This is a genomic window from Pseudomonas sp. VMV1 (assembly GCF_056790235.1).
This window is the reverse complement of the sequence record NZ_JBXGSE010000001.1, coordinates 1,095,996-1,119,936: the sequence shown is the minus strand read 5'-3', so window position 1 is coordinate 1,119,936 and position 23,941 is coordinate 1,095,996. Positions and strand designations below refer to the sequence as shown.

At 64.1% G+C, this 23,941-nt stretch carries 23 protein-coding genes and 2 pseudogenes; 1 reads left to right on the top strand and 24 read right to left on the bottom strand.

What is annotated here, in order from left to right; translation table 11 throughout:
• Positions 1-679: 679 nt before the first annotated feature.
• Positions 680-2,368, top strand: coding sequence for a methyl-accepting chemotaxis protein (locus ACUCV0_RS05425; protein ID WP_482212231.1), 1,689 nt, complete (start codon positions 680-682; stop codon positions 2,366-2,368).
• Between the two features lie 173 nt (positions 2,369-2,541).
• On the opposite strand, the gene ACUCV0_RS05420 is transcribed toward ACUCV0_RS05425, so the two are convergent.
• From ACUCV0_RS05420 to ACUCV0_RS05305, 24 genes and pseudogenes are all read right to left on the bottom strand, one after another.
• The gene (locus tag ACUCV0_RS05420) at positions 2,542-3,081 is read right to left on the bottom strand and encodes a lysis protein (protein ID WP_482212254.1); all 540 of its coding nucleotides are present in this window, start codon (positions 3,079-3,081) and stop codon (positions 2,542-2,544) included.
• Positions 3,081-4,385 (bottom strand): SGNH/GDSL hydrolase family protein, encoded by a 1,305-nt coding sequence (locus ACUCV0_RS05415; protein ID WP_482212230.1) that lies wholly within the window; start codon positions 4,383-4,385, stop codon positions 3,081-3,083. Before ACUCV0_RS05415 ends, ACUCV0_RS05420 begins: the two co-directional genes overlap by 1 nt.
• Before the next feature lie 43 nt (positions 4,386-4,428).
• Positions 4,429-4,947: a lysozyme gene (locus tag ACUCV0_RS05410; protein WP_482212229.1), complete on the bottom strand. Its 519-nt coding sequence runs from the start codon at positions 4,945-4,947 to the stop codon at positions 4,429-4,431.
• A 131-nt stretch (positions 4,948-5,078) separates the two neighbouring features.
• Positions 5,079-5,303 (bottom strand): hypothetical protein, encoded by a 225-nt coding sequence (locus ACUCV0_RS05405; protein WP_273807289.1) that lies wholly within the window; start codon positions 5,301-5,303, stop codon positions 5,079-5,081.
• Between the two features lie 60 nt (positions 5,304-5,363).
• Entirely contained in the window at positions 5,364-6,050 is a 687-nt protein-coding gene (locus ACUCV0_RS05400) for a hypothetical protein (RefSeq protein ID WP_482212228.1), read from the bottom strand.
• On the bottom strand, positions 6,050-6,328 hold the full coding sequence (locus ACUCV0_RS05395) for a hypothetical protein (RefSeq protein WP_144958495.1): 279 nt from the start codon (positions 6,326-6,328) through the stop codon (positions 6,050-6,052). The genes ACUCV0_RS05400 and ACUCV0_RS05395 overlap by 1 nt, the downstream gene beginning before the upstream one ends.
• Positions 6,328-6,795 (bottom strand): annotated as a pseudogene (locus ACUCV0_RS05390) (phage tail tip fiber protein); the annotation flags it as partial. The pseudogene ACUCV0_RS05390 and the gene ACUCV0_RS05395, both read right to left, overlap by 1 nt.
• A 3,071-nt stretch (positions 6,796-9,866) precedes the next feature.
• Positions 9,867-12,378 (bottom strand): annotated as a pseudogene (locus ACUCV0_RS05385) (TipJ family phage tail tip protein); the annotation flags it as partial.
• Between the two features lie 60 nt (positions 12,379-12,438).
• Positions 12,439-13,038, bottom strand: coding sequence for a tail assembly protein (locus ACUCV0_RS05380; protein ID WP_133861841.1), 600 nt, complete (start codon positions 13,036-13,038; stop codon positions 12,439-12,441).
• Between the two features lie 57 nt (positions 13,039-13,095).
• Entirely contained in the window at positions 13,096-13,515 is a 420-nt protein-coding gene (locus tag ACUCV0_RS05375; RefSeq protein ID WP_482212227.1) for a hypothetical protein, read from the bottom strand.
• 25 nt (positions 13,516-13,540) lie between these two features.
• Positions 13,541-14,305 (bottom strand): C40 family peptidase, encoded by a 765-nt coding sequence (locus ACUCV0_RS05370; RefSeq protein ID WP_482212226.1) that lies wholly within the window; start codon positions 14,303-14,305, stop codon positions 13,541-13,543.
• A gap of 2 nt (positions 14,306-14,307) precedes the next feature.
• Complete coding sequence (locus tag ACUCV0_RS05365; protein WP_482212225.1) at positions 14,308-15,057, bottom strand: phage minor tail protein L; 750 nt, start codon at positions 15,055-15,057, stop codon at positions 14,308-14,310.
• Positions 15,054-15,392 carry a phage tail protein gene (locus tag ACUCV0_RS05360; protein ID WP_058790168.1) on the bottom strand — a complete coding sequence of 113 codons (339 nt, stop codon included), beginning with the start codon at positions 15,390-15,392 and terminating at the stop codon, positions 15,054-15,056. Before ACUCV0_RS05360 ends, ACUCV0_RS05365 begins: the two co-directional genes overlap by 4 nt.
• Positions 15,382-18,246 (bottom strand): phage tail tape measure protein, encoded by a 2,865-nt coding sequence (locus tag ACUCV0_RS05355; protein WP_482212224.1) that lies wholly within the window; start codon positions 18,244-18,246, stop codon positions 15,382-15,384. Before ACUCV0_RS05355 ends, ACUCV0_RS05360 begins: the two co-directional genes overlap by 11 nt.
• 37 nt (positions 18,247-18,283) lie before the next feature.
• Positions 18,284-18,577: a phage tail assembly protein T gene (locus ACUCV0_RS05350; protein ID WP_482212223.1), complete on the bottom strand. Its 294-nt coding sequence runs from the start codon at positions 18,575-18,577 to the stop codon at positions 18,284-18,286.
• Positions 18,578-18,591: 14 nt separating this feature from the next.
• Positions 18,592-18,966, bottom strand: coding sequence for a phage tail assembly chaperone family protein, TAC (locus ACUCV0_RS05345; RefSeq protein ID WP_482212222.1), 375 nt, complete (start codon positions 18,964-18,966; stop codon positions 18,592-18,594).
• Positions 18,967-18,969: 3 nt separating this feature from the next.
• Positions 18,970-19,485: a phage tail tube protein gene (locus ACUCV0_RS05340; protein ID WP_482212221.1), complete on the bottom strand. Its 516-nt coding sequence runs from the start codon at positions 19,483-19,485 to the stop codon at positions 18,970-18,972.
• A gap of 62 nt (positions 19,486-19,547) precedes the next feature.
• Positions 19,548-19,913, bottom strand: coding sequence for a DUF3168 domain-containing protein (locus ACUCV0_RS05335; protein ID WP_482212220.1), 366 nt, complete (start codon positions 19,911-19,913; stop codon positions 19,548-19,550).
• Positions 19,913-20,347, bottom strand: a complete 435-nt coding sequence (locus tag ACUCV0_RS05330) for an HK97-gp10 family putative phage morphogenesis protein (protein ID WP_482212219.1) — start codon at positions 20,345-20,347, stop codon at positions 19,913-19,915. The genes ACUCV0_RS05335 and ACUCV0_RS05330 overlap by 1 nt, the downstream gene beginning before the upstream one ends.
• A 2-nt stretch (positions 20,348-20,349) precedes the next feature.
• The gene (locus ACUCV0_RS05325; protein ID WP_482212218.1) at positions 20,350-20,688 is read right to left on the bottom strand and encodes a phage head closure protein; all 339 of its coding nucleotides are present in this window, start codon (positions 20,686-20,688) and stop codon (positions 20,350-20,352) included.
• The gene (locus ACUCV0_RS05320; RefSeq protein ID WP_482212217.1) at positions 20,688-21,164 is read right to left on the bottom strand and encodes a head-tail connector protein; all 477 of its coding nucleotides are present in this window, start codon (positions 21,162-21,164) and stop codon (positions 20,688-20,690) included. The genes ACUCV0_RS05325 and ACUCV0_RS05320 overlap by 1 nt, the downstream gene beginning before the upstream one ends.
• Positions 21,165-21,167: 3 nt before the next feature.
• On the bottom strand, positions 21,168-21,665 hold the full coding sequence (locus ACUCV0_RS05315) for a hypothetical protein (RefSeq protein WP_482212216.1): 498 nt from the start codon (positions 21,663-21,665) through the stop codon (positions 21,168-21,170).
• A gap of 42 nt (positions 21,666-21,707) precedes the next feature.
• Entirely contained in the window at positions 21,708-22,910 is a 1,203-nt protein-coding gene (locus ACUCV0_RS05310; protein WP_482212253.1) for a phage major capsid protein, read from the bottom strand.
• 188 nt (positions 22,911-23,098) lie between these two features.
• On the bottom strand, positions 23,099-23,941 hold the full coding sequence (locus tag ACUCV0_RS05305) for a head maturation protease, ClpP-related (protein WP_482212215.1): 843 nt from the start codon (positions 23,939-23,941) through the stop codon (positions 23,099-23,101).

Here is a 23,941-nt window from a genome sequence, read left to right as displayed (position 1 = left end):
GCAGCCTCATTCGCGGAATTGTCTGACGATTAATGTCAAAATGACATCTAATCCTTATTGCGCGAAGGAGGTAGGCGTGCAAAGAAAAAAGCAATTGAAGTGATCGCGATTGCGACGTGTGGCGCCTCATTCGCCTTGCTATCCGCATTCGTTATCGCAATACTCAGCGCAAATGGTTTGACCATAGAGTTCAAGCCAGAGACCGGAAAGGAGCGTTCGGTTGCGCTATCAGTTGGCAAGGACAGTGACCCTATTCAACCCTGGTGTCCACTATCAGGCGAGCAGGCCTCCGCCTCTCTCAGGGCCGTTAGAGGAGGACAGTAGCGGCAGCGAGCAACTGTTCCTTCTCTTTACGCTCAGCGTAATGTGCGTAGGACTGGGCACGGTTTTGCTCGCTGCGTTACAGGCTAGTTGACGGCCTTAGAACATCGTCACTGGCAGCTTACAGCTGCAGCTTCCAGCACTCGCTCGTAACCGACTCGCTGCCGACGCTCTGCTAGCAGCGCCCTACTTTCACCTCCTAGGCATCTTTCTTTCGCAGCTCTTCAGGTGCCCAGGACGGCTCGCTGGTGTCTCCATATTGATACAGCGCTAGACCGGCATCTAGGCGCGATTCCGAACAGTTTAGTAAGCGTCATCAGACCTGTCGGAAGGACATGCTCGAAAAGCTTGGGCAAAAATGTACTTCAGAAACGAAACGACGAGCCGAAAGCTTGAAATCCCCTTCAGCAGAGCCACGCCCATGTCGCTTCGATCCTTGTCTATAGCCAAACGATTAATGCTCGGTTACGGCGTCCTCGCTTTGCTTGTAACCAGCCTCGGAATGTTCGGTCTGCTGCAGCTTTCAGAGCTTCGAGCTCAGGGCGTCATGATTGAAACCAATGCCGTCGCTGGCATCGTTGAATCCAATAACCTCGCTTTGCAGGTGGCACGTACTCGCACCGAGGTAGTGCGTCTGCTTACTACATCCGACGCGCAAGCCTTGGCGCCAATCGAGAAAAAAATACGAGAGCTCATCGTGTCTGCGCAGGAAGGATTCGGCCGCTACGAAAAACTGGTTGATTCGGACCGCGAACGACGCGCCTTTGATAGCCTAAAACGATTACATCAGGATTATGTGAGCGATATTGATCGGGTGATCGGCTTCCTGGCTAATGGCAAGCTCAGCGAAGCACAGGCGCTAGTCCAAGCCACCATGGCCAGCATTGGGGCCAGAATGGGTGACGAAACTGAGGCCCTACTCAAGATCAACAATGAAGACATGCAGGCCACCTCGCAGGATTCTGATGCCACATACAGCGATGCACGATCTATCACTTGGACGATCATTGGCCTTGCTCTGTGTCTGACCGTGCTGCTGGCCTGGCGCCTGACGCTGAGCATGACCCGGCCCATCGCCGAGGCCGTGGCCGCCGCCCGGACCATCGCCAGCGGCGATCTGACCCAGACCTTGGATACCCGCGGTCATGACGAAGCCGCCCAGCTGCTGCAGGCCATGCAGCAGATGCAGACCAATCTGCGCGACACCCTGGGGCACCTGGGCCATTCCGCTACCCAGCTGGCCTCCGCCGCCGAGGAAATGACCGCGGTCATGCAGGAGAGCGCCCACGGCCTGCAACAGCAGAACAGCGAGATCGAGATGGCGGCCACCGCTGTCACCGAGATGAGCCAGGCGGTGGACGAAGTGGCCGGCAATGCCGCCTCCACCTCGTCCGAATCGCGCCAGGCCGCCGATACCGCGCGCCAGGGCCAGCAGCAGCTGGGCGATACCCTGGGCGCCATTGAGGTGCTGACCGAGAACGTGCTGGGTGCCAGCGAACAGGCTCGCCAGTTGGCCGAGCAGACCCGCAATATTAGCCAGGTGCTGGACGTGATCCGCTCGGTCGCCGAACAGACCAACCTGCTGGCGCTCAACGCCGCCATCGAAGCCGCGCGTGCCGGTGATGCCGGTCGCGGCTTCGCCGTGGTCGCCGACGAGGTCCGCGCCCTGGCCCATCGCACCGGCGAATCCACCCGCGAGATCGAAGGCATGATCGGCAGCATCCAGCAGGGCACCGGCCAGACCGTCGATGCGCTGCTGACCAGTGCCGACCAGGCGCGCCAGACCCGAGAGCAGGCGCAGTCGGCCAACGCCGCCCTGGCCGCTATTGCCCAGTCAGTGTCGGGCATCGACGAGCGTAACCTTGTGATCGCCAGCGCCGCCGAAGAGCAAGCCCAGGTGGCTCGCGAGGTGGACCGCAACTTGGTACGTATCCGCGATTTGTCGATGCAGACCGCTGCCGGCGCACAGCAAACCCGTAGCGCCAGTCAGCAGCTCGCCGAGCTGGCGGTGGAACTAAATAGCCAAGTGAAACGCTTTCGCCTTTAGCTTACAGCCATAGCCAAGAGGCGTGTTGCAACGGAAGGAAGCGCCAGATCGCACAGGTTGTTAGGCGTGCTGGCGCTTTAATATATCCGACGTCAGCCACATGATCTGACTAGGCGCACTTTTCGAATGTATAGCTGCAGTCTTGCTACTCAACCTAGGCTGCGCAAATCCACCTATCGCACCAGGCAGACCTCCCGGACGTATTGCTGCAACGCCCTTAAGGCTGCCTGGTCGGCGATGATGCCGGATCGGACGTCGAGAACGTTGCGTCCAGCTTCTGGAGAGAGTTCGACGGTTCCTGCATGGTCCACGCTGGCGGTGCCGGCGGCTTCGGGCAGACTGACGGGATTGGCTGGACAGTTGGCTGCGACACGCACCCCGCCGCCGCGCTCAAGCTTGCCGCGCAGCACATCATTCTCAGCTTGTGCATCCCTCAACTCCTTCGTGTGCTTGCGATCCAGCTCGGCAACCGCCTGCTGGGCTTCCTGCTGCTTAGCCAGCGCCTGCCGCACCTGCTGGGCGGCGGCGTTCGAGATCGCCGCCAGATCCGCCTGGTGGGCCGTGCGCTCCTTCGCGGTCTCGGTCTTCGCTTCCGCGATCTGCCCAGATAGGTGCCAGCCGTTCAGGGACCAGCCAATGCCGATCCCGACGGCGAGCAGGACGACAACGGCGCCAGCGATGAACCACGCCCTGTACTGCTCGACAACGCCCATCACGCCACCCTATCCAGCAACAGCTGGAAGTAAGGCTTCACCGTGTCCTTGAGCAGGTCGTGGCCGAAGTCGTTGGGGTGGACGTTGTCCCCGGTCGCGCCATCCCGGATTTGGTCCTGGCCAGCAGCGTCCCGGCCGCCGGTGATGGCAGCGGCGAAGCCTTTGATGACGATCCCGCCCGACACCCGGGGCAACCAGTTCGCGTTGTAGTCGCGGCGGGCCTGGTCGTTGGCGCCCACCGCCTTGTAGCTGGTGTTAACAGGGGTCGCCTCAGGCAGCAGAACCACAGGGCGCTGGCCCGCGGCCTGGAGCGTGGCGAACACACGACCCAGGGATCCACGCAGCCGGCGCAGAGCCGCGGCGCTGATGCCGGTACCGGCGGTGACGTCGTTCCCCGACCAGGGCGAATAGGTGACGATGGTCGGCCGCACGGCGTTGATGTGGTCGGCCAGCATCCGGCTGTAGAGGTCCGGGGCCTGGGCGTGCAGCGCAGCGTTGAAGTATTCCAGCGGGCGCTCTGGGGTCGACAGCTCGTAGACCGCTCGCTGCATGCCGCCATAGTCCCGCACGTTTCCACCCAGGCCTTCCTGGATGCTGTCCCCTAGGATCATCACCTGGTGGCCACGCGCGAGGGTCTGGTACTGGATGGCTGGCACCACCGCCTTCTCGTCGCCACCGCTCGTGTAAACGCCGTTCTGGGTGAACGCTGGCTTATTGGTGACCCCGGCCACCTCCTGGTTTGAGCAGCGGTAGACCCGGGGCCCCGACCCGCGCCAGTAGTAGAGGTTGTTGTAGGGCATCGAGGCGACCGAGTTCGCCGGGAACTCAATCCGAACCATGACCACCGGGCGCCCGGCGGCAGAGTCGGTCCGCGGGATGCCGGCCAGGAACACCGGATCGGACCAGGTGATGCTATAGCGCTCCTCACCCAGCCGGGCGGGCAGATCGACCGTTGCGTTTCCATTGAAGGTCAGGTCGATCCACTCGCCCTGCTCCGGCTGGATGAACACCTGGTAGTCAGCGGCCGGCACTGCGGCGGAGACGCCGACGCAGGCCTTGACCCCTGTCACCACTGCGATGTGCACGTTAGGGATGCCGACCCGGAAGGACAGAAAGTCCGACTCCAGCTCGATCTGCATGTTGAAGGTCGTGGTATTGGTCAGCGCCTGGGTGCGCAGGCGGCCGAACAGGTGCTTAGTCAGGACGTTGGTTCCGGTACTCATGAGCCCGGCGAAGCGGTCCCGCTCCTCCATCTGGTCGTAGACCGGCCCCATGGCATTCGGTAGGCGGCGTTGATACTGCATAGTCCCTCTCCTATGAGGTGACGCGGTTGTAGGTCTGCTCGACTTAGGCGGTAGCTCGCTTCGCCTGCTCACCCGCGGCGATGGCCACCCGGGCTGTGGAGCCCAGGAACAGGGCCTGCTCGGCAGTGCGGCGCTTGGTCAGGCCGTGCATCACCGCGCCGTCGTTCTTGTTCCAGCGGAGGAACTGCTCGGCGGCGCCGGCATAGTCCTTGGCGTTCAGCTTGCGCAGGAGCGTCGACTCGCCCAGGCCCTCGGCCTTGCCGTTCCTGTTCTCATCCAGGCCGACGTTGTAGGCGAACGAGACCAGGGCATCGAACTGGCCCTGGGTCAGGGGGACCTTGACCAGGCGCTGAACGCCGGCCTCAGTAGCCGCCAAGTCTTGGACGAAGGCGGCGTCGGCCTGCGCCTGGCTCCAGACCAGGCCTTTCTTGACCTCGCGCCCGGTATGCCCCCAGCCGATGGTCCAGGGGTGGCCGTCCTTGCTGCCGGGGTCCGGATAGGCGACCAGCCGGCAGCTTTCGAAGTGGTGCATGAGGGCGACGCCCTCGGCGGATGTCCGCATAGGTTTTCTCCAGGCATAAAAAAGCCCGCGCGGGGCGGGCTGGGCGTAGTTTCATCCTCATGAGCGTGAGGATTACGGCGAATAGACGGTGACTCGCTGGCCGATTCCTCACGCTCGTGAGGACAATGGGGTCAGGCTGAGCCGACGTCGCCGGTCTGAGCGGGAGCCGCGTCCTCGATCACCGCCGAGGTCACACGCACGCTGGCGCTGTATTTCTTCAGCAGCTGGGCGGTGCGGACCTCAATGCTTGGATTGCTGTTGAGCATCTCCTTGGCCTTGGCCTCGGCTTCTGCCTCGGTGGCGAATTCCATAGAGGCGTCGAGGTTGTAGAACTGGGCGAGTACGACATATGGCATAGCGGTGTCCTCCGGACATGAAAAAGCCCGCACGCGGCGGGCTCGATAGGATTGGGTGGATCAGTAGTTCTCGACGTCGACGACCATGATCTGGCGGTTACCGCCGTTATAGTTGATGGCTCGATCGTTACTGCTGTACGGGCGGACCATGTAGTAGATATTTCGGCTGCCGCATTTCACTGAGTTGCCATCGGTCCAGACCGTGGACGTCAGACTTTCAATGCGGGTCGTCTGCTGGGTCATCGGCTGGACGATATACGCCCAGGCTCTATTCGCCAGCACTACTGCCGGGTATTTCCCATAGTTTCGGGCCTCATCGGAGCTGGAGTTTCCGAGGAAGAAGTCCTGCACCTTGAGGTACTTCATACGGGAATCGAAGACCGGCTCCCGCGTAGCGGGATTGCGCACGATGAGCTTGCCTGCTGAAGCGAACATCATCCCGTACTTGGGCAAATCGAAAAGCCAGAAATCAACATCGAAATCGAAGGCGCCATCGGGGATCCCGTACAGCGTGTAGGTCACCTGGCCGCCGTTCACCACCGAGTGGGTGATGCACACCGGGTATGGCGCTCTCACGGCGAGAATCGGCTGGTCTGCGTTGACGGTGAAGGTCACCGTTCGGACGTAAGGGTTCGCCTGGCCCGAGGAGGCCGTGCGCACCCTTCCCGTCTGGCGCAGCGCGAGGTTGAAATAATCCGTGTCGATAGCCACGGTCTGGTTCTGGCGGCGAAGCTTGAAGCCCGGCATCAGTAGACTCCAAAGCGGATAACGGTCCCGACGGGCATGCCGCTCCAGATGATGGAGCGGCCTTCCAGGCGGACCTGATTCCCGGTGCTCTGGACACCCTGCTGGTTCTCACTGGGCGTAAAAAAATAGAAGGGGGTCCCTGAGATGGAGTCGGGGATGTCGATCCGCCCGCTGGTAGTGCCGCCGTTCACCATGTGGGAGCCGACCAGCCGGACGATGCTCTCATTCAGCTGGAAGATCACCCGGTTCTGAGCGTCTCTGTTGATGAACCCGGGCATCAGCTCAGACTCATTTCGACGAGCACGACGCCATCGGCGACCAGGAAAATGCCGTCTTGGCGCATGATCATGTACCTCCCTTGGGTCGTCTTGTTCTGGATCAGGATTTCACCCGACTTGAAGTCGGTGATCAGTAGCGGTGAGCCGTAGTTGGTCCCGGTTGACGAATAGAGCGTTTCGCCGATGATCCCCTCGCGGATATAAGCCTTGTTGATGAAGGCGGTATCGATGAAGGTCTGGCCGTTCACGACGGAGAAAAACGCCTTACCCTTCCCGTCGATGCCTGGGCCCAGCACCAGGAAGCGGTCAGAAGCGACCGCGACCGTCGACTGCAGCCCAACATTGCCGCCACCAGGTTCAATGCCGACCCCGATGCCAGCCATGTAGTAGGTGCCCTCCTGCGTCACCCCTAATTTCACCGCCCAGCTCGCGTTCACCTTCCCAGCCGTATTGGCCTGGGCCTGGCTGACCTGCTGCACGGAAGCATTGGTGTCGCCCAGCGACGTTTGCAGCGTGCTGATCGATGAAGCCTGGGAGGTCAGCGTGGCGCCCTGCTGGGTCACCTGCGCCTGGGTATCGGTCAGCGCGGTGGCCGAAGCCGCTGCAGACCGACGCCCGATGGCGATGTAGGCGATGTCCACCACCGCGGACGTGTCCTGCGAGTTCAGGAAGTCGAACCGGATGGTGGAATTGCTCATCTTGGTCGACCAGGCCGTGTTGCTGGACAGGTCGATCTCGATGTCCTGCCAGTCGGTGGTGTTCAGGTTGATGCTGAACGTCGCCGTGCGGGCCTCCGATAGCGCTCCATCCTCGTTGGCCCAGTAGATGCGGCCAGGATTGCGGGTGCTGTTGCGCCGGCGGATCCTCATCTTGATCAGGTAGTTCTGCGCGCCGTTGGTGTTGGCGAACGTCGGCAGCCGGAAGTTGGCGTAGCCGGTCAGGGTCGCGTTCTGCTGGTAGGCAGTCAGCGTTGCCCCGCTGGCGGCCTGCTCCAGATAGGCGCCACGCAACGTGTTCAGGAACTCGAAATTGACGCCCGCGGCGAACATGCCGGTGCCGGCGATCTGCGCCTGCAGGTTGGTCAGCTGGTTGGCCTGGCTGGTGATGCTTCCTTCTGCCGAGGTGACACGGGCCCCCAGGTTCGTCGTGGCCGTCGCCGCCGCGTCTGCGGTGGCCTGGGCCTGCTTGGCCGCCGTGATGTTCTCGCAGTGCCAGTCGGTGACGTACCAGGTGGCCGTCTCCGCGTTCAGCGTCTCGATCTGCAGCATGGGATTCAGGAAAGTCTGCCCAGCCGGGATCGTGTGGTCCCAGGTCACGCGGGTCCAAGTCTGCGTGACCGCAGTAGGCGGCGAGCTCTGGTAGGCGGTCCGGCCCCCGAACGGCGTGGTCGCCCTGGTCGCGTAGTGCTGGAACGGCCGGGTGCCGGTGTTGGCGCCAGCCGCTACCAAGGCACTGAACCGGTAGACGTCGCCCGCCTTCACTGGGAAGTTCGGCAGGCTGTTGATGTCCGGGAAGTTATCCCGGGCGGTGATACGGGCTGCGTAGGGGAACGGGCAGTTCGCAGGCACGCCCGCTGCGGTGGTCTGCACGATGTAGAAACCCATCGTGTTGAACGCCGGGTCGAACGTTGGGTTTGGGACCATGTTGAACGACTGCTGCACCGCCCCTTTGATGCTGCTGCTTAAGCTGGTGATCTGGCCGGCCTGCGACGTGATGCTGCTGCCTTGCTGGTTCACGGTCGTGGTCAGGCCGGACAGGGCAGTGGCGGTTGCGTCCTGCTTGTCCGCCAGGTTGCGGGTGTTGTTCTTCCAGCCGGTGGCGGTACTTCCGTTCTCAAGCTGGGCGCGGGTCATCTCGATATAGCCATCGCCATTACCGTCAGCGGCCGAGTAGGCGCGGAAGAAAACCGAGATGCGCACCGTGCCGTCCGGCATGGCGGCGGAGAAGCTAACCCGAGCGCCCGCTGCGGTAAGGGTGAAGAAGTTCGACACCGGAGCGGAAATGGCGACGCCTGATGAGTTGATCGCCTGAATGAAGATCCGCATACGGATGCCAGGAGTTCCTCGCACAAATCCGGAGCAGGTCAGTTGCTGGCCGGCCGTGGCATAAGCGCGGTATTGCGGGTTGGTCGAGAACGAAAAATACCGGGCGCTCTCGTTGATGCCCTTGAAGTCAATGCGCGCGGCTTTCTGGCTAGTGTCCAGCCAGGAGGTAACTGTCGACCAAGTGGCGTTCGTGGTGGCATCCACCACCGAACCATCGGTGTTCCACCCCAAGGGCAAGTTCGGGGTGGCAGGAGTCGGCTCGGTGAAGGCTGGGTTGTAGATCAAGTTCTCACCACCAGCATTGCCAAGGCTGCTCTGCAGATTGGTGATGCTGCTTGCCTGGCTGGTGAGGCTTCCCTCTACGTTGGTCACCCGGCCCGCTAGCTGGCTTGTGGCCGTGGCTTGCCCGGCGAGGCTGTCGATGACCGTCTTGTTGTTGTCCTTCCAGCCGGTCACGGTCGTGCCCAGTTGCAGCTGCGCGTTATCGCAATCCACGGTGACGGTGGAGAGCGTGGCGGTGCCGTAGACCCGCAGGATCAACCGGATACCGACTGTCGACGCCGGGCATTCGCCCAGGCAGGTCAGCCGCTGCGCGGTGCCATCCGCCACAACCCGAGTGCCTTCGGCGTAGTAGGCGGGGGTGCCCGCTGCATCGAAGGCGCGGAACGCCAGGAAGACCACTGCGCCAGCGGTCGCCTTCACGTACATAGACGCCGCCAGCTTCTGCGCACCGGTGACGACCTTGTTGCGGACGTCTTCGTTGTAGATGTAGGCGCCGGCCGAGGCCGACATGCTGGTCAACACCATGCGCTGAGCGAAGGTCTGGGCGTTTAGGAAGGACGCGACCTTGCTGTAGGTCTTGCCCACGTTGGCATCGCCGTCCGCATACCAGCCAGCAGCGACCACGAAACCATCTGCCCAGGTCTCGAACCCCGGGTTATAGAGCAGGTTTTCGCTGCCGCTATCGCCCAGCGCAGCATTGATGCTGGTGATCGCCGAGCCCTGGGCGGTGACGGTATTGCCCTGGCTCGTGACCTGGTTCTGCAGGGCCTGCACGGTGGTGCTTTCGGCCTTGCCGGACACCGAGGTCTTGAGCTGGGTGATGTCGTTGCTGTTGGCGGTGATCTTGCCGCCCTGGGTGCTGACGGTGTTCTCGGTGGAGGTCACCCGGGTGGCCAGGCCATCGCCTTCACGGATGATCGCTCCGGCGTCGCGCCAGTAGGCGGTCGCAGGCGGCGCGTTGCTGCCATCGGCGGCGGCCGGCACGTCCTTCTTGGCCTGGAACAGGGCGTTGTCCACCGTGACGATGGCGCCGGCCTTGTAGGCCTCGGTCTTCTTGTACTCCTGGGCGTCGGCCAGGTCGCCGATCTGATCGATCTGGTTCTGGACGGCGTCCAGCTCCTGCTGCAGCGCACTGCGGGTCTCCGCGATGCGACTGCTGACCGAGCCCGGTACCGAAGCGCTGGCGTCGATCAGATCGATGCGATCGAACAGCTCCTGGCCCAGGGCGCTATGGACGAACTCCTCGGTGATGAGCTGGTTGTACTCGGTCGCATCCGTGCTGGCGGTGCCCACGGTCCAGTTGGTCCAGGGTCCCACGTTGCCGATGCGGTCGATCAGCCGGCCGCGGAAGAACAGGCGAGCGCCGGCCGCCAGCCCATTCAGGGTGTAGGTGTTGGTCGGGAACGCGAACAGACCCATGCTCTGGGCGTTGTCTCCCTGCGCGGTGGTGGCCTGCTGGATCTCGGTATAGGCGCTATCCCCTGCCCCTTCGGCCGGGAATGCCCAGTCCAGGGTGATCTTCCAGGCGCCCGCGGTAGTTTTCAGCAGGGCGAGCGCTGGCGGTGCGCCAACCTTGCCGGTGAGCTGGGTCAGGGTGGACGTCTTCCAGACCGAGGCGATGTCCACGGCGTTGACCGCCCGCACGCGCGCCAAGTAGCCGCCGGCGTAGATGCTCGGCACGTCCACGGCCAGGCTGCCGGTGCGCTGGATGCGAACCCAGTTACCGCTGTCCTTCCGCCACTCGACGTCATAGGCAACCGCGCCGGGCACCGCCGTCCAGGAGATGGTCATGGTGGTGACGGTGATGCCCTGGTTCACGGCGTGGTAGGCCGACAGCGCCACGCTGGCCGGTGCCTCGACGGTACCGGTGGGCAGGATGCTGATCGGCCGGCTTTCCAGCTTCGCGCCGGTATCGATGGCGGCGAACTTCGACGGCTCGAACTGCAGCGCCGAAATTTCGAACACGCCCTCCTCCGGCCGGGTGACCTTCATCACACGGTACAGGGGCACAGCCAGGTCGTCGGCGTCCAAGGTCCAGACAAGCTCTGCCTGCGGCGTTTCGCTATAGGCGGTGGTCACGGCGATCTGGCGGCCCGCCACCTGGCGAATGGTCCGACCCTCGCAGGCACCGCTGGGCAGGTTAATGATCAGGCGATCGCCCACCTTCGCCCGGGTGTCGCGGTCCAGGGTAATGACAGTGCCGGCCGCCGCGCTGATGCGCCCACCGATCTCGGCGCCGGAGATGAGCTTGTCAGCCACCGGAATGACGTGGCCAGGCAGCGGAATGCGGCCATCCATGCCGACGCGGAAGGTCACTGTGCGGTCCTGGCTGTTGGTCAGCAGGATCCACTTGCCGCGGCGCTGGGCCTCGGACTCGCGCGTGCAGCCGATCGCACTGATCTCGACCGGGTTGTCGCCGTAGCGGCGCTGAAGCTTGGCATCTGAGGCGGCGGCCACGTCGGTGTCGTAGTTGTTCGCCGGGTTGTCGTAGCTCACCAGGGCGCGGGTGTAGCGGGTGCGCTCGCTCGACGAGCCATAGGTGAATTTGCCGTCGATGACATTGGCCCGGGTGAAGGCGAAATCGAAGTCGGCAGAGCGCGGGATGTCAGCCTGCACGTTCAGTTGGCCCTGGGCCCAATAGGTCATGCCGCGGTAGATGGCGGCGATGTCGCGCAGCAATTCCCAGGCACCGGCGCGGCTCTGTAGGTTCAGGTCGCACAAATAGCGCGGCTCCTGGCCGCCTTTCCCGTCCGGCACGAGCTGGTCGCAGTATTGAGCGATGCGATAGAGCTCGTACTTGTCGACCATCCAGGGCTTGATGCGCTTGCCCAGTCCGAAGCGATCATTGGTAGCGACGTCGAAGGTGATCCAGGCCGGGTTGTTGGTCCAGGCCGACTTGAAGCTGCCATCCCACACGCCCGAATAGGTGCGGTTCACCGGATCGTAGGTGCTCGGGACCTGGACCTTGCGCGCATTACACTCGACGGTCACGGCCGGAATGTTGCTGAATTGCTCGGCACTGAATTCCAGGTACAGCAGCGCGGTGTTCGGATAGCGCAGCTTGGCATCAATAACTTCGGTGATGCCCGCGATGGACATGGTGTCGGCGATGCGGTTGTTGTTCTGGTTGTCCGTGATACGGCGGACGCGAATTTGCCAGCCGCTGGTGGACTTGGGCAGATCGATCCGGCGCGAGCGCTCGTATCGGGTCGTGGTCTTGCCGTCAACCGCCTCGAGCAGCACCTGCTGATAGGCGCCGCCGTCGGTGGCCACGTCCACGGCGTACTCGATCCGGTAGCCGTTGATATTGCCCTCGCTGTCCTGCTGCTGCAGGGCCGGCCAGGCAAAACGCAGGCGCACGGCGGAGAGCTGGGTGTTGCTGATCGAACGGACCCAGGCCGTGGTGCTGCGCAGCTCCACATTTATGGTCGTCTCGTTCTCCACCGACGGCAGGCCGGGGATATAGGACTGCTCAATGGTGCCCGGCCGCCACTCCCAGGAAACCCCAGTGAAGTTGCTATTGCCCTGCGCATCGGCCAGCGGGGTGTTATCGAGGAAAATTGTCTGGCCAGAGGGCGAGCCATCAAACTCCCCCTCACCCACGGCGATGAGCATTTTCGCCTTGGCGATGCTACGCAGGCTGTCGGCAGCTTCGGTCGGCTCCTTCGGTTTGCTCTCGCCGCCCTTGCGGCCGGTGATTTCGGATGGCAATGCGGCGGTCATGCGTTACTCCAGGGCATGAAAAAGCCCGCACGCGGCGGGCTTCGGTGTTCGGGGAACAGATCAGGAGGCGTCTTCGGCGTAGATGCCGGCGCTGATGATGGCGCCGCCCCAGCGCCGACGGCCGTAGCACATCGGGACAGGATTGCCGCTGGCCGTGGTGTTCTTCGCGCTGCCGAAGGCATAGCTGGGCTGGTTTTCGGGTGCTGCGCTAGTTTTCAGGCCTTTAGGCTGAGGGCTGAGCATCTGTACGACGCCTCCCGCTACCATCCCGATGCCCGCAGCAATCAATGGAGCACCGAATGGCGTGGCCAATAGAAAAATGCCGGCGACGATCATGACCACGCCGACAATCGTCTGCAGAATGCCCCCGCGCTTGCTGCCGCGCAGCACTGGAACGATCCGTAACTCACGAGTACCTGATAGCTCGAATTTGTCAGCGCCGACGTTTTCCCGATTACGAAAGATAGCGAAGACAAGGCCGCGCCTTTCAAGCGCCAAGACTGCCTCACGAAAACCGTCGATAGTGTTCCGCAGCGCGCTGAATGCCTCTTCAGCAGTGCCCCGTTCCAAAAAGTATCGGTGAGTTCGCCCGAACAAGCGCGCCAGCGGGCCAGATAGCTTGATGATGGTCGCAGGAGTGTAGTGCGCTGCTGTGCTCAACGTTTGCTCCAGGCAAAAAAAAGGCCGCCCAGGGCGGCTCGCAACGAGGGACCGGCGTCAGTATTTGACGTACGGGTTGATGTATACGCCTTGCATATCAAGGCTGATCCGGAAGACCTTCTCTTCGCTCGGCTGAAGCTCGGCCGATAGGGTGCGCAGGGCAAGTCCAGCGCATAGGCCAGAGTTGCTTGATCCTATGCTGACGTTCCGCACGCCGGGCCTGACCCAGAAGCTAGCCTTCTCTCCAGCCCCCAGATTTGCTGCCTTCGTCCCATCGACGTAGACGCCAATATCACACCCAGACCCAACCATGCCGCTATCCCGAAGAACAGTAATTCGAGCAGTCGCATCTGGCGTCTTCGCCTGAAAAGCGAAGACCTCATCCAGTGGAGCATTGACTGCCTTTTCTACTGGGATCAGCGTTGTGGCGCACCCAGCGAGCATCAACGCCCCCATGCCTACCAGAATCGACCGCATAGCCACCTCCAGGCTGTGAAAGGGTTCACTCTAGCACCGGCGACTCGCGATGACGCAGGATCAGTCGAGCTCGCTCGTGCCAGTTGCCACCGTAGACGATGACCTCCGAGGGTCGTCCGTGCAGGTGGTGGAGCATGAACGGCCCCGGACCGAAGACCTGGGCCTGCTCACCTGGCAATGAGGGGTCGGTCCCGAGGTAGATGCCTGCGTGGTTGGGGTGAGCCGTGCGCCCGATCTGCAGCACGATCATGTCGCCGCGCTGCGGTCGGTCCACCGGGTAGAACCCCGCTGCCTCGTAGTGCTGCTCGTAGAGGCTGGCGTTCTCTGCCAGCTCCCACCAGCCATCGGCGCGGCTGTAGGCCGGAAACTCCAGCCCCCACTCCCGCCGGTACCAGTCGGCGCAGATCGCCCAGCAGTCCTGGACGCCGTGGACGAAAGCCCGACCCAGCAGCGGCACGTCTGTTTCCGGCACCAGGATTCGCAGATCCCCCTCAGGCCAGCTCAGGATGTACCAGGTCAGGCCAGAGGCGTTGCACATGGCAACATCCGCCGGCGACGGCCTGCTGCTGGCGTCCGGATGGCTGTGCACCACAGCGAGGATCTCGCCCTGGTCCTCGGCAGCAGCGTAGGCTTCCGGCGCGATGCGGAACTCCTCGCCCGGGTCGGCCGCGGTGTTCTCGCACGGCACGTACCGCTGGCGGCGCCCGTCCTTGATGACCAACCCGCAGCACTCGCGCGGGTAGACCTCGGCAGCGTGCGCCTGCACGGCCGCCAGGATGTACTTCAGCATGATCAGCTCCTGGCGATCAGGGAAACGGCTGGGAAGCCGCCGTGAGGTAGCTCGTTGCCTTCGCCGAAGCGCGGCACGCAACCGGTGCCCAGGGTGCCATCGCAGACATCCCGCGCCGGGTCGTCGGTCAGCTTGCCGTCTTCATCGCGATAAGGCCCGGTGTAGCCGCAGTTCGGTCCGCGGTAGCCGCCGGTCATGGCCCAGTGGCAGAAAGTCGTGCACTGCCGGCCCACGGCCTCACCGGTGAGATCACCTGGAGAGGCCAGCTCCCAGGCCACCGCCTCGCCGTCCTCGCTGGTCTTCTGGTCCATGTACCAGACCTCGACGACCTCCTGGGTGGGGTCGGCAGTCGGGTTTCCGGCAGGAAAGTTGCGTGCGTCCAGGTACTCGACCAGCGTCTCCCGCAGCACCAGGCGGAACTGAAGCAGGTCCTCGAAGGCCAGGCACAGCGCGGTGATCCGCCCCGAGACGTTGCCCGCCGAGAACGTTGGCCGCGGCGCCGTCCCATCGCTGGTCGCCTCGATGCCCTCCAGCTGGACAGGCCAAGCCGCGTACTCGACGTCCTTCCACCAGATCGACTTGGCCGGCAGCTGATCCGCGTTGGCGCCCGCCGCTGCAATCTCCTCGGGGGTATGCGGGATGGCATGGCCGTGGAAATACAGCACGTCTGCACCGAAGTCGCTGCCGTCCAGCTCAAATAGCCGGATCTCGGCGCCTGGCTCGAGCTGCTGAAACCGCGTCTGCAAACTCATGGGTGGAACGCCTGCTCGAAGGTGACGGTGAGGGTGTATATGTCAGCGCCGTGCGCCGCCAGGCGATGCTCGCTGGCCTTGTAGAAGCCCAACGCTCCAAGAGGCGGCGTCCACAGGAAGGAGCGGTAGCCGGCGTGGCGATCCAGGAAGTCTCGGATAGCGACGATCGTGGCCCGGCCACCCTTGAAGGTCAGCGGCCAACTCTGCGACTTGTTGTTGAGCCCGTCGCCGACCACCTGGGCATAGCCGTCGCCGAACTGAGAGGTTCGCGTTCGGTAGGTGGCTGTGCCTTCTGGATCGAGCCGTGGGCTCCAGGTGAAAGTCTCAACGGCCATTGACGAGCCTCCAGATAGATCCGCCGGTGGCGATTTGTTGCTGAACGACGCGGAGCGCGCCGTCGCTGATCATCTTGCCCAGCTGCTTGCCAGCGTCCCCGGCCTGAGATTCATCCGTCGTCGAGGTGGCGTTACCACCAGCATCCACATGCACATCGGTTTTGATCATGATCGGCGCAGCCGCGGTCGGCAGCTGGTTCTGGCTACCGCTCAACGCACGGACGCCTAGGGACCCATCCGCCGCCCGAGTAAGGGGCATGATTGCCTCAGGCCCGGCCTCGCCGAACACGCCGGCGCCCTTGGCAAAGGCGAACAGCTTCGGGGTGCTGTGCACCTGGTTGCTGTAGGCCGAAAGGCTCGGGCTGTCGTAAACACCGCCCTTGGCGTTGTAGCTGAGTCCGGCGGTATTCAGCTGCGGGTTGAAGGTAGTGGTCGAGCCGCCGACCGAAGCCGTGGTGCGCGTCGGCGCGGTCCCGCCGCCGAAGTAACTCGCGGCCACCTGGCCGGCAACGCTCAACAGTCCGCTCAGTGCCTGGCTACTGGCCGAGCGCACGGCGATCTTCGCCATGTCCGCCAGCACCGACTTGGCGAAGTCGGCGAACGACAGCTTGCCGGTCATGGCGAAGCTCACGATCGCGTCCTCCATGCTGCTGAAGGCATTGGTGAACAGGCTCTTGGTCTGCCCGGCCACATCGCGCGCGCTCGCCAAATAGTTCTGGTAGGCATCCTGGGCGCCCAGGGACCAGTCACCGCTCTGGCGATCCAGCTCCGCGTAATAGTCGCGGGACTGCTTGAGCGCCTTTTCCTGGCCGGCCCGAATCTTGTCTGCCGCTTCGTTGTACTGGTCCGACCCCAGCAGGTCCTTCGGCGTGGCCTTGTCCAACTGCTCCTGGTAGCGCTGGAACTCGCGATAGATCGACTTCTGCTGGTTCAAGCGTTCCCGGTATTGGTCGCCCAGGCCGGCGCCGTCCAGCTGGCGGCCGTACTGCTCGGCCTGGGAAGCCAGGGTGCTGGCGATCGAGGCGTCCAGTTGGGCCGCTCGCTCGGTGAGCTTCTGCAGTTCCTGCTTGTGGACGATCTCCTGCTCGATTGCTGCGTTCTTCTGCAGCTGCGCCTTGATCTGGTCCTGGCTGGCCAGCAGGCTCTGCTGGTCCGCAGTCAGCGTCTGTTTGGTCTTCAGGTCGGCGATCTGCTGTTCGAACTGCGCCAGCTTCTGCTGGGAGGCCGTCAGCTTGTCGGTGCTGGAGAGCTGCTCTTCCAGGCTGCTCTGCTGCTGGCGCAGCGCCAAAAGGGTGCGGGTCGCCTCGTCATCGCTATAGGCCTTGGCGCGCGGGGTCTTCTTCTTGTCCTTGAACTTTTCTTCGATGCCCGCCAGCGCGCCGGCATACTCGCGCTCGATAGCCGCAGCATCGGCACCGGTTACCCGCAGACGGGCAGCGCGCTCTCGATCCAGCTCAGCGATGGCATTTTTCTTCTTCGCCTCGTTGTCCAGCCCTGACAGGTACTTCTGGTGCATCGAGGTGCTGGCAGCGATGGCTGCTCGCTCATCCTCAGCGGCCAGGCCCTGGGCCCGTGCGATGGAGTCCTGAGTCGCTTTCTGCTGCTTGAGGAAGTCCAGCTGGCCCTGCAGGGCGGCACGCTGGGCGTCCTGGGCGGCCTGATCACGTGCAGCTTGCCGGCCGGTCAGCGAACTGCGCGCCGGCAGCTCGTCCAGCTGCTTCTGCGCCTTCTCGATCTGCTGCGCCAGGGTGTCCTCGCGCCCGATGTTGAGCATGGCGTCCCAGGCCTTCTTGGCGCCACTGGTGACGCTGTTCCAGGCAGATTCCAGGGAGCCGAGGTTTTCCTTGATGTTCTTGGCGCGCTCCTGCAGGGCGCCGGCATAGGTCGCCTCGGCCAGGTTGGCGGCGGCGGTCTTGTTGCCCTGTTCCTCCAGCGCGCGGATCTGGTCGTAAACCGCGGCGGTGAGGTAGTTGTATTGCTCGTTCAGCGCGGCCGAGGCCTTGGTCGGCTCGTCTGCCAGGCGCTTGAACTCGGCGAACGTCTCTGAAACGGCCTTGCCGGTAGCGGACTCCCATGCCACCGCGGCGACGGCCATGTCCTTGAACTGGTCGCTGGTGAGCGAGCCGGTGGCCACCAGCTGCGCCAGGGCATCAGCCGCGGCGCCAGTAGTACCGGTGACACCGCTGACCTCCTTGGCCAAGTCCGCCATCTGCCCGGTGCTCTTGCCTGCCAGGTTACCGGTCGAGACCAGGGACACGCGGAAAGCGTCCTGCTCGGCACTGCCCTGCTTGTAGGCCAGCGCGAGAACGGCAGCAGCCGCGGCCAGTAGCGTAAAGGGGTTGATCATGCCGGTGATGTAGCCGCCCAAGGCGCGTGCCGCCGGGCCGATACCGCCGAACATGTCCTTGAGCTGGCCGCCCTGCTGCAGCAATACGGTCAGGGGCTGCTGGCCGGCCTGAAGGCTGACCACGATGTCCGTGAACTGCGCCGGCACGCCACGCAGCGCCGCGGCCTGGGCCTTGGCGCTCATGGTGTACTTGTCGTTTGCTGAGGTCGCACCAGCGAGGCCATCCCGCATGGCGTTGAGCTTGCCCAGGTACTCGGCATAGTCGTCAGCCGGCAGGCGGTTGGCCTTGCGATGGGCGGCCAGCTGCTGCTCCATCTTGTCCAGCTCGCCCAGACGCGCCACCACCGGGTCGATCTTGCCGAGCAGCTTTTCGAGGTCATCCTGCTGCTTCTGGGCATCGGCCTTGAAGCGTTGCATCGAACGCGTGGCACGGTCCATGCCCTGCTCGAAGCCACCGGTCTTCGCGACCAGGTCAAGCGTCAAACTGCCGAGGGAGCGGGTTGCCATGTCTCAGTTCCAGGTGGTGGCCCGCCGATGCGGGCGATCAATGCCAGGTGGCCATGGCCTTCTCGATGGAAATGCCGTTCGCATCCTCCTCGGCCTGGGCCAGGGCGGACTCATAGGGCATGAAGGCCTCCATCTCCACCTCGCCGCCATGGATCCGGGTCAATACCGTGGCGAGCATGGCGAAGCCGTGCTCCAGGCGATTGCCCAGGTTCAGGCTGCCGCGCCGACGCAGGTAGACGTACCAGTCCATCGCCTCGGCGTAGGTGAGTCGGTTCTTGGCTTCGAAGATCGTGCGCCCGCCGATGCCATGCAGCACGAGCTCGTGCCACATCTCATCGACGGGGGTCAGTTTTTTGCTTCGGCCTTCCCGAGGCCGTTGACCTCATGCACGACTTTCAGCAGGGCGAAGGCCAAGTTCGGCTCGAGGTTCAGCGCGTCCTCGTAGGGGATCTGCTCATCGCCCTTCTCGCCCAGCAGCACGCATTCGCTGATCAGCTTGGCGTTGCGGCTGCGCTTGGCCAGCGCGGCCTCGTCCTCGCCGGCGGCCGGGGCATAGAGCTGCTCGACCACAGCGAACGACTGCCGCTTCACCAGCACGGTGAACTCGTCGATCATCGGCTTATTCTTGGCGTCCAGCTGACCGCGATTCCACTGGATGGTCTTCTGCACGGGCGCCGCTTCGACAAAGGCGCCGGCGGCTTTCAGGTCGTTCAGGTTCATGGATTAGGTGCTCTTACGCTGCCAGGTGGAGCCGCCGGTGCGCTGCACGGTGGCCGCGGTGCTCACCACCGAGTTGGTGGTGAAGTCGAAGGGGAAGTCCGAGACGTAGCCGTCGAAGACGAACCAGGTGCGCGTGGTGGGCAGCACGAAGTCGGTGCCGTCGGTATTGGCCGTCGGCACTGCGGTCTGGCTGCCCTTTTCGTCCTTCGGGCCATCGGAGAAGCCCACCACCCAGCGCACGGTGTTCTTGCCCGAGGCCTGGGAAAGCTCGTGCAACCGGACGTGGCTGGCCTTGGTGGCGTCGGCCTGGATGGTCATCGAGGCGCTGCCCGGGGTGCGCAGGCCCTTCTCGAAGGTGCGGTCCTGATCCTTCAGGGTGGTGGTGTCGATCTGGTCGGCCGGGTTGCCGCCGGGGTTGAAGGCGGTGACGCCCTCGATTTCCAACACGGTGTTCTTGCCGGTGCCGGTGGAAGGCGGGACCAGGGCGAAGATCTGGGTTCCTTGGGTGAGCATTGCCATTGGAGCGTCTCCTGCGGGCATGAAAAAACCCGCCGGAGCGGGTTGGATGGTGATTCGGTGGGTCAGCGGTGGACGATCCAGTCCAGGTCGAAGCTGACGCGGAAGTTCTTGGTCTCGGGGTCGCGCCCCTGGCCGTTGTAGGCGACGACATAGGCCACACCTTCGAGTGCGTCCCGCAGGGCCATAGCGGCCGCGAGGGTGCTGGCGCCGGTGGTGCCGTAGATGTCCACCTGGGTCCGGAACCCATCCACGTCGGGACGGCCGGATAGGAAGTTGTCCGGGTTGCCGCTGATGGTCTGCCAGACGGCGTAGGGCAAAACCGCGTCCGCCTCCGCTTCGCCGAAGGGGTAGACCCGCACCGGGTCGGCGCCAAATAGCGCCTTGACCTCGGCCGAGGCGGCAACGGTCTTGAACAGTGGTGGAAACATCAGACCATCTCCTTGTTCAGCTCATCGTTGAGCACGTCGACGAAGGTCTGGATGACGTCCGGCACGTTGTTGTCCAGCGCCGGCCGCATAAAGGGCTTGGCCCGGGAGTGCTCGGTACCGAACTCGACGAACTTCCAATAGGTGGGGTACGGCGATCGCTTGTCGTACCGGGCGCCGCCGATGATGCCGACGCGCATGACGATACCGCCCTCGCGCCGACCCTTGATCGTGCCCTCCCGGGTGACGATGAAATCAGCGATGTTCATCGGGGTTTCCGGGTCATCCTGCTGGTTGGCCCGGTCGATGGCCTCATCGCGAACGATCTTCATCGCCGCCCGGGCCGCTCGGCGTACCGAGGAGCGCTGGACCTTCTCGGGCAGCTTGGTCAGCCGCTCAATCGCATCGTCCACGCCCTTCAGGGTGAAGGTGATCATGCTCAGCCCTCGTTCAAGCCGCCGGACACCATCAGGGTGAGGTACTCCCGCCCGGAGCTTTTGTCCGGCAAGACGGCCTCGATGTTGTAGGTGGTGCCGAGGTGCACGGCGCGCATGGCAGCGGTCACCCCGGCCCGGTACCGGATGACGATCCGGGCCGTGACTTCGTTCTGGGTAGCCTGGCCTGCAATGAACTCGCGGCCGCTCACCGGCTCGACAGAGCACGGGATGGGCTTTTCGGTCAGGTTCGCCCAGCCACTGAGCATCTCGCCTGTATTCGGGTCCTGGTGGCGCCCATCGCGCTGCAGCATCACGCGCTGCCGGAGCTGGCCGGCGCGCATCACACACCCAGCCCGGTACGGTAGGGCTGCAGCAGGTGCCGCGAACCCATGGGTATCTCGGCGACGGTCACGCCGGTGGCCACGTCCTCGCGATTGGCGAACAGGTGGCCCAGGATCAGCAGGCAGGCGGCCTGGATGGAAGGGTTCAGGATCATCGCGCAGGCCTTCATCTCGACCTCGGCGCGGGCATCGGCGAACGCCTGGGTGGCACGATCACGCGCGCCCTGGCGGTCTTCGGGGTCAACCACCGCCAGAGCGGCAGCCACGGCCTGCTCATAGCGGATACGGGTGGAGCTGATCGCCGCCGGCACCTCGGCCACGGCGGCGTCCAGCGCAGCCTGATCAGCGTAGAACCGGCGCTGCATGAACCGGCTGGCTGAGTCCTCGGCCGCATCCAACAGGGCCTGGACCAGTTCCTGGTCCTCGGGCTCGGCCAGCAGGTGCTGCATGGCCAGCTCTATGCTGATCACGGACATCGCTTACTCCTGGGGCGGGTTGTCGTTCGGCTGGTCAGCGGGAGGCTGATCGGCAGGCGGTTGATCCGCGGGAGGCAGGTCAGCCGGCGGGGGGATGTCGGCCGGCGGGGTGTCAGCAGCAGCCGGCGAGAGCGCGGCCAGGCGCTTGGCCCGTTCGGCTTCCGCCTCCTCACGCTTGCCGATGAAGTCATCGACCCGAGCCCCCTGGGCGTCGACGATGATCCACCGCTGCCCTTTCTTCTCCAGCCGCAAGGCGGCGGAAGCGTCGGGGCCGGGCGGAACGCTCAGCGGGGTGCTGAGAATCGAAGCAGCATTGACCTGTGCAGAGGTAATGGCGGCTGGCTTTTTGTCGCCACCGACTTCACCAACGATCTCGCACAGCTTCAGCTGCTCCAGCTCCTTGGCCAGCCAGACCGGCGCGGCATAGGGCTCGTTGTCGACGTCACGGATGGTGCCGCGGTCCTCATAGGCACGCAGCGGCTTGATCAGTAGATCGGGCATGTCTCACCTCGAAGGGCCGGCAGCGCCGGCCCGTGCAGGGGGTTAGGCCGCAGCGGCAGCGAGCTTGCCGGTGACGAACGCTTCGGTCCGGTAGATGGCCAGGGCCAGGCGCTCTTCAGCGCGCAGGGTGACCATGTTGTTCTCGAAGTCCTTGTCGTTCTCGGTGGAGATCAGCACTTCGACGTCCATGCGATCGAAGATCTGAGCGCCCAACTTGAACGCGCCGGTGAGGAAGTCGTTCTGCTTCATCGCCTGGGTGGGCACCACCGGGCGGTTCCACAGACGGGCAGCGGTGCCTTCCTGCGGCTGGCCGATGATGTAGCGGCCGACGTCGTCCTTGATCAGCTCGATCAGGGCCCAGTCGATGGGGTTCAGCACGATGCCATCCGAGGGGAACTCGGCCAGCTCGGCCTGCAGCAGCGCCAGGCGCAGGCGGTCGATGCGCTGCTCACCGGTCACGGTGACACCGCCGGGCGCGGCGTACTGGGCCGCCACCGGCACCAGGCCTTGCAGGTTGGCGCCGGCGCCGCTGCCGTACAGCAGCTGAGACTCTTCAGCCAGCAGCAGGCCGTAGCGGGCACGGGCGTCGATGTAGCTCTGCAGCGCCTTGGCATCGTCCAGGATCTGGCGCGAGGCCTTGAACAGGTGAGCGATGGTGCGCACCGGCGCGTTGACCAGGGCGGTGGTGATGTCGGAGTACGGCTTGGCGCCGCCCTCGGCAACGGTTGCCGCGTTGTTGGTGAAGCCGGTCTCGCGAACGTACTCGATGGAGCCCGACTCGGTCTGGCCCGGCGCTACCAGGTCACGAATGGTGGCGCGGCGCAGGCCAGGAAGCGCGACGGTGTCCAGGCGTTCGGCCGGGGCCAGACCGCTCGCGGTGGTGGTGGTAATGGCAGCGCGCGGTACGGACACACGGCGGGAGCCGCGGAACGAAGAGTTGACGCCATCCATCTGCTCGCTGGCCACGAACAGCTCGCCGGCGGACTTGGGCGCCTCGGGGCGCTGGGTGGCGCTGTTGGCAGCGACCAGCTTCTGCTCGGCTTCGAGCACGCGGGCCTGCAGCTCGCCCTGCTTCATCAGCAGTTCGTCGACCTTGGCCGAGGTTTCCTTGGTGAGGCCTTCGTGGCGGGCGATGTCCTTTTGCGCTTGCTCGGCATGCGCCTTCAGCTGGTCACCGATGTCCTTGAGGTTGGCCTGGGTCTGCTTGTACTGCTGTTCGATGTCTTCCTCACCGATCTTGCCCATCTGGGCGTTCCAGCCGCGATAGCTGGACTGGCCGGGCTTGACCAGGGCAGTCGCGAGACCGACCACGAAGACCGAGCCGAAGATAGCCTCGGGCGTGGCGCCGAAGGTCATAGGGATGAGGGCAGCGATGGACAACACAGCCATCAGGAATGCCGGGGACAGACGAAGTTTTCTCATGGTGTGAAGCCTCATGCGGGAGTAGGGAAAGAGAGTTTCGGGAGCGGTGCCAGGTCGAGCGCGACAGCGCGGGGCTTATCGGTCGGGGCAGCGTCTTGCGTGCCCCCGCCAGCAGCGCGCGGCGTGCTGGACTTGAAACTGGCGAAGAGCTCGCGCCGTTCGCTGCGGGTCATGCCCGCCTTGGCCAGGGCCACATCCATGGCCTTGAGCGCGTTGCTCTGCTGGGTCTGTTCATCCTGGCGCTCGGTGATTTCGTCGGACGACAGCAGGCCGGTGGCGAAACCCAGCTCCAGGGCGCGCTTGCCCCGGATAAAGGTCTCGTCGTCCATCATCTCGGCGATGTCGGTGACCGGCTTGCCGCTGCCCTCGGCGTAGAGGTCGGCCATCGCAGCGTCGAACTCTTCCATGGTCCCGGCGATGTCGCGCAGGCCATGGCGGTTGCCGACGGCCAAGGTCCAGCAGTTGTGGATCATCAGGAAGGCGCTCATCGCGACTTCGCGCTTGGCGCCGGCCATGTAGATGACCGAGGCGGCCGAAGCGGCCAGGCCGAGCACCTTGGTGGTGATGGGCTGGCTGTGCTCGCGCAGGCGGTTGTAGATAGCCAGGCCTTCGAACATGTCGCCGCCAGGCGAGTTGATGTAGACGGTGACCGCTTTGTCGCCGATGGAGCGCAGGGCCGCATCGATGCGGGAGACGGTCACGCCGTCGCCGTACCAGTCCTCGCCGATCACGCCGTAGATGGTGATGGTGTCGCTGGTGGACTCCACAGCCGCCTTGATGGCCGGGTTCCATTTGTCGAGCGCGCGCGGGCTCAGCTCGCAGCGGAAGCTGCCAGCCTTGGATTTGACTTGCAT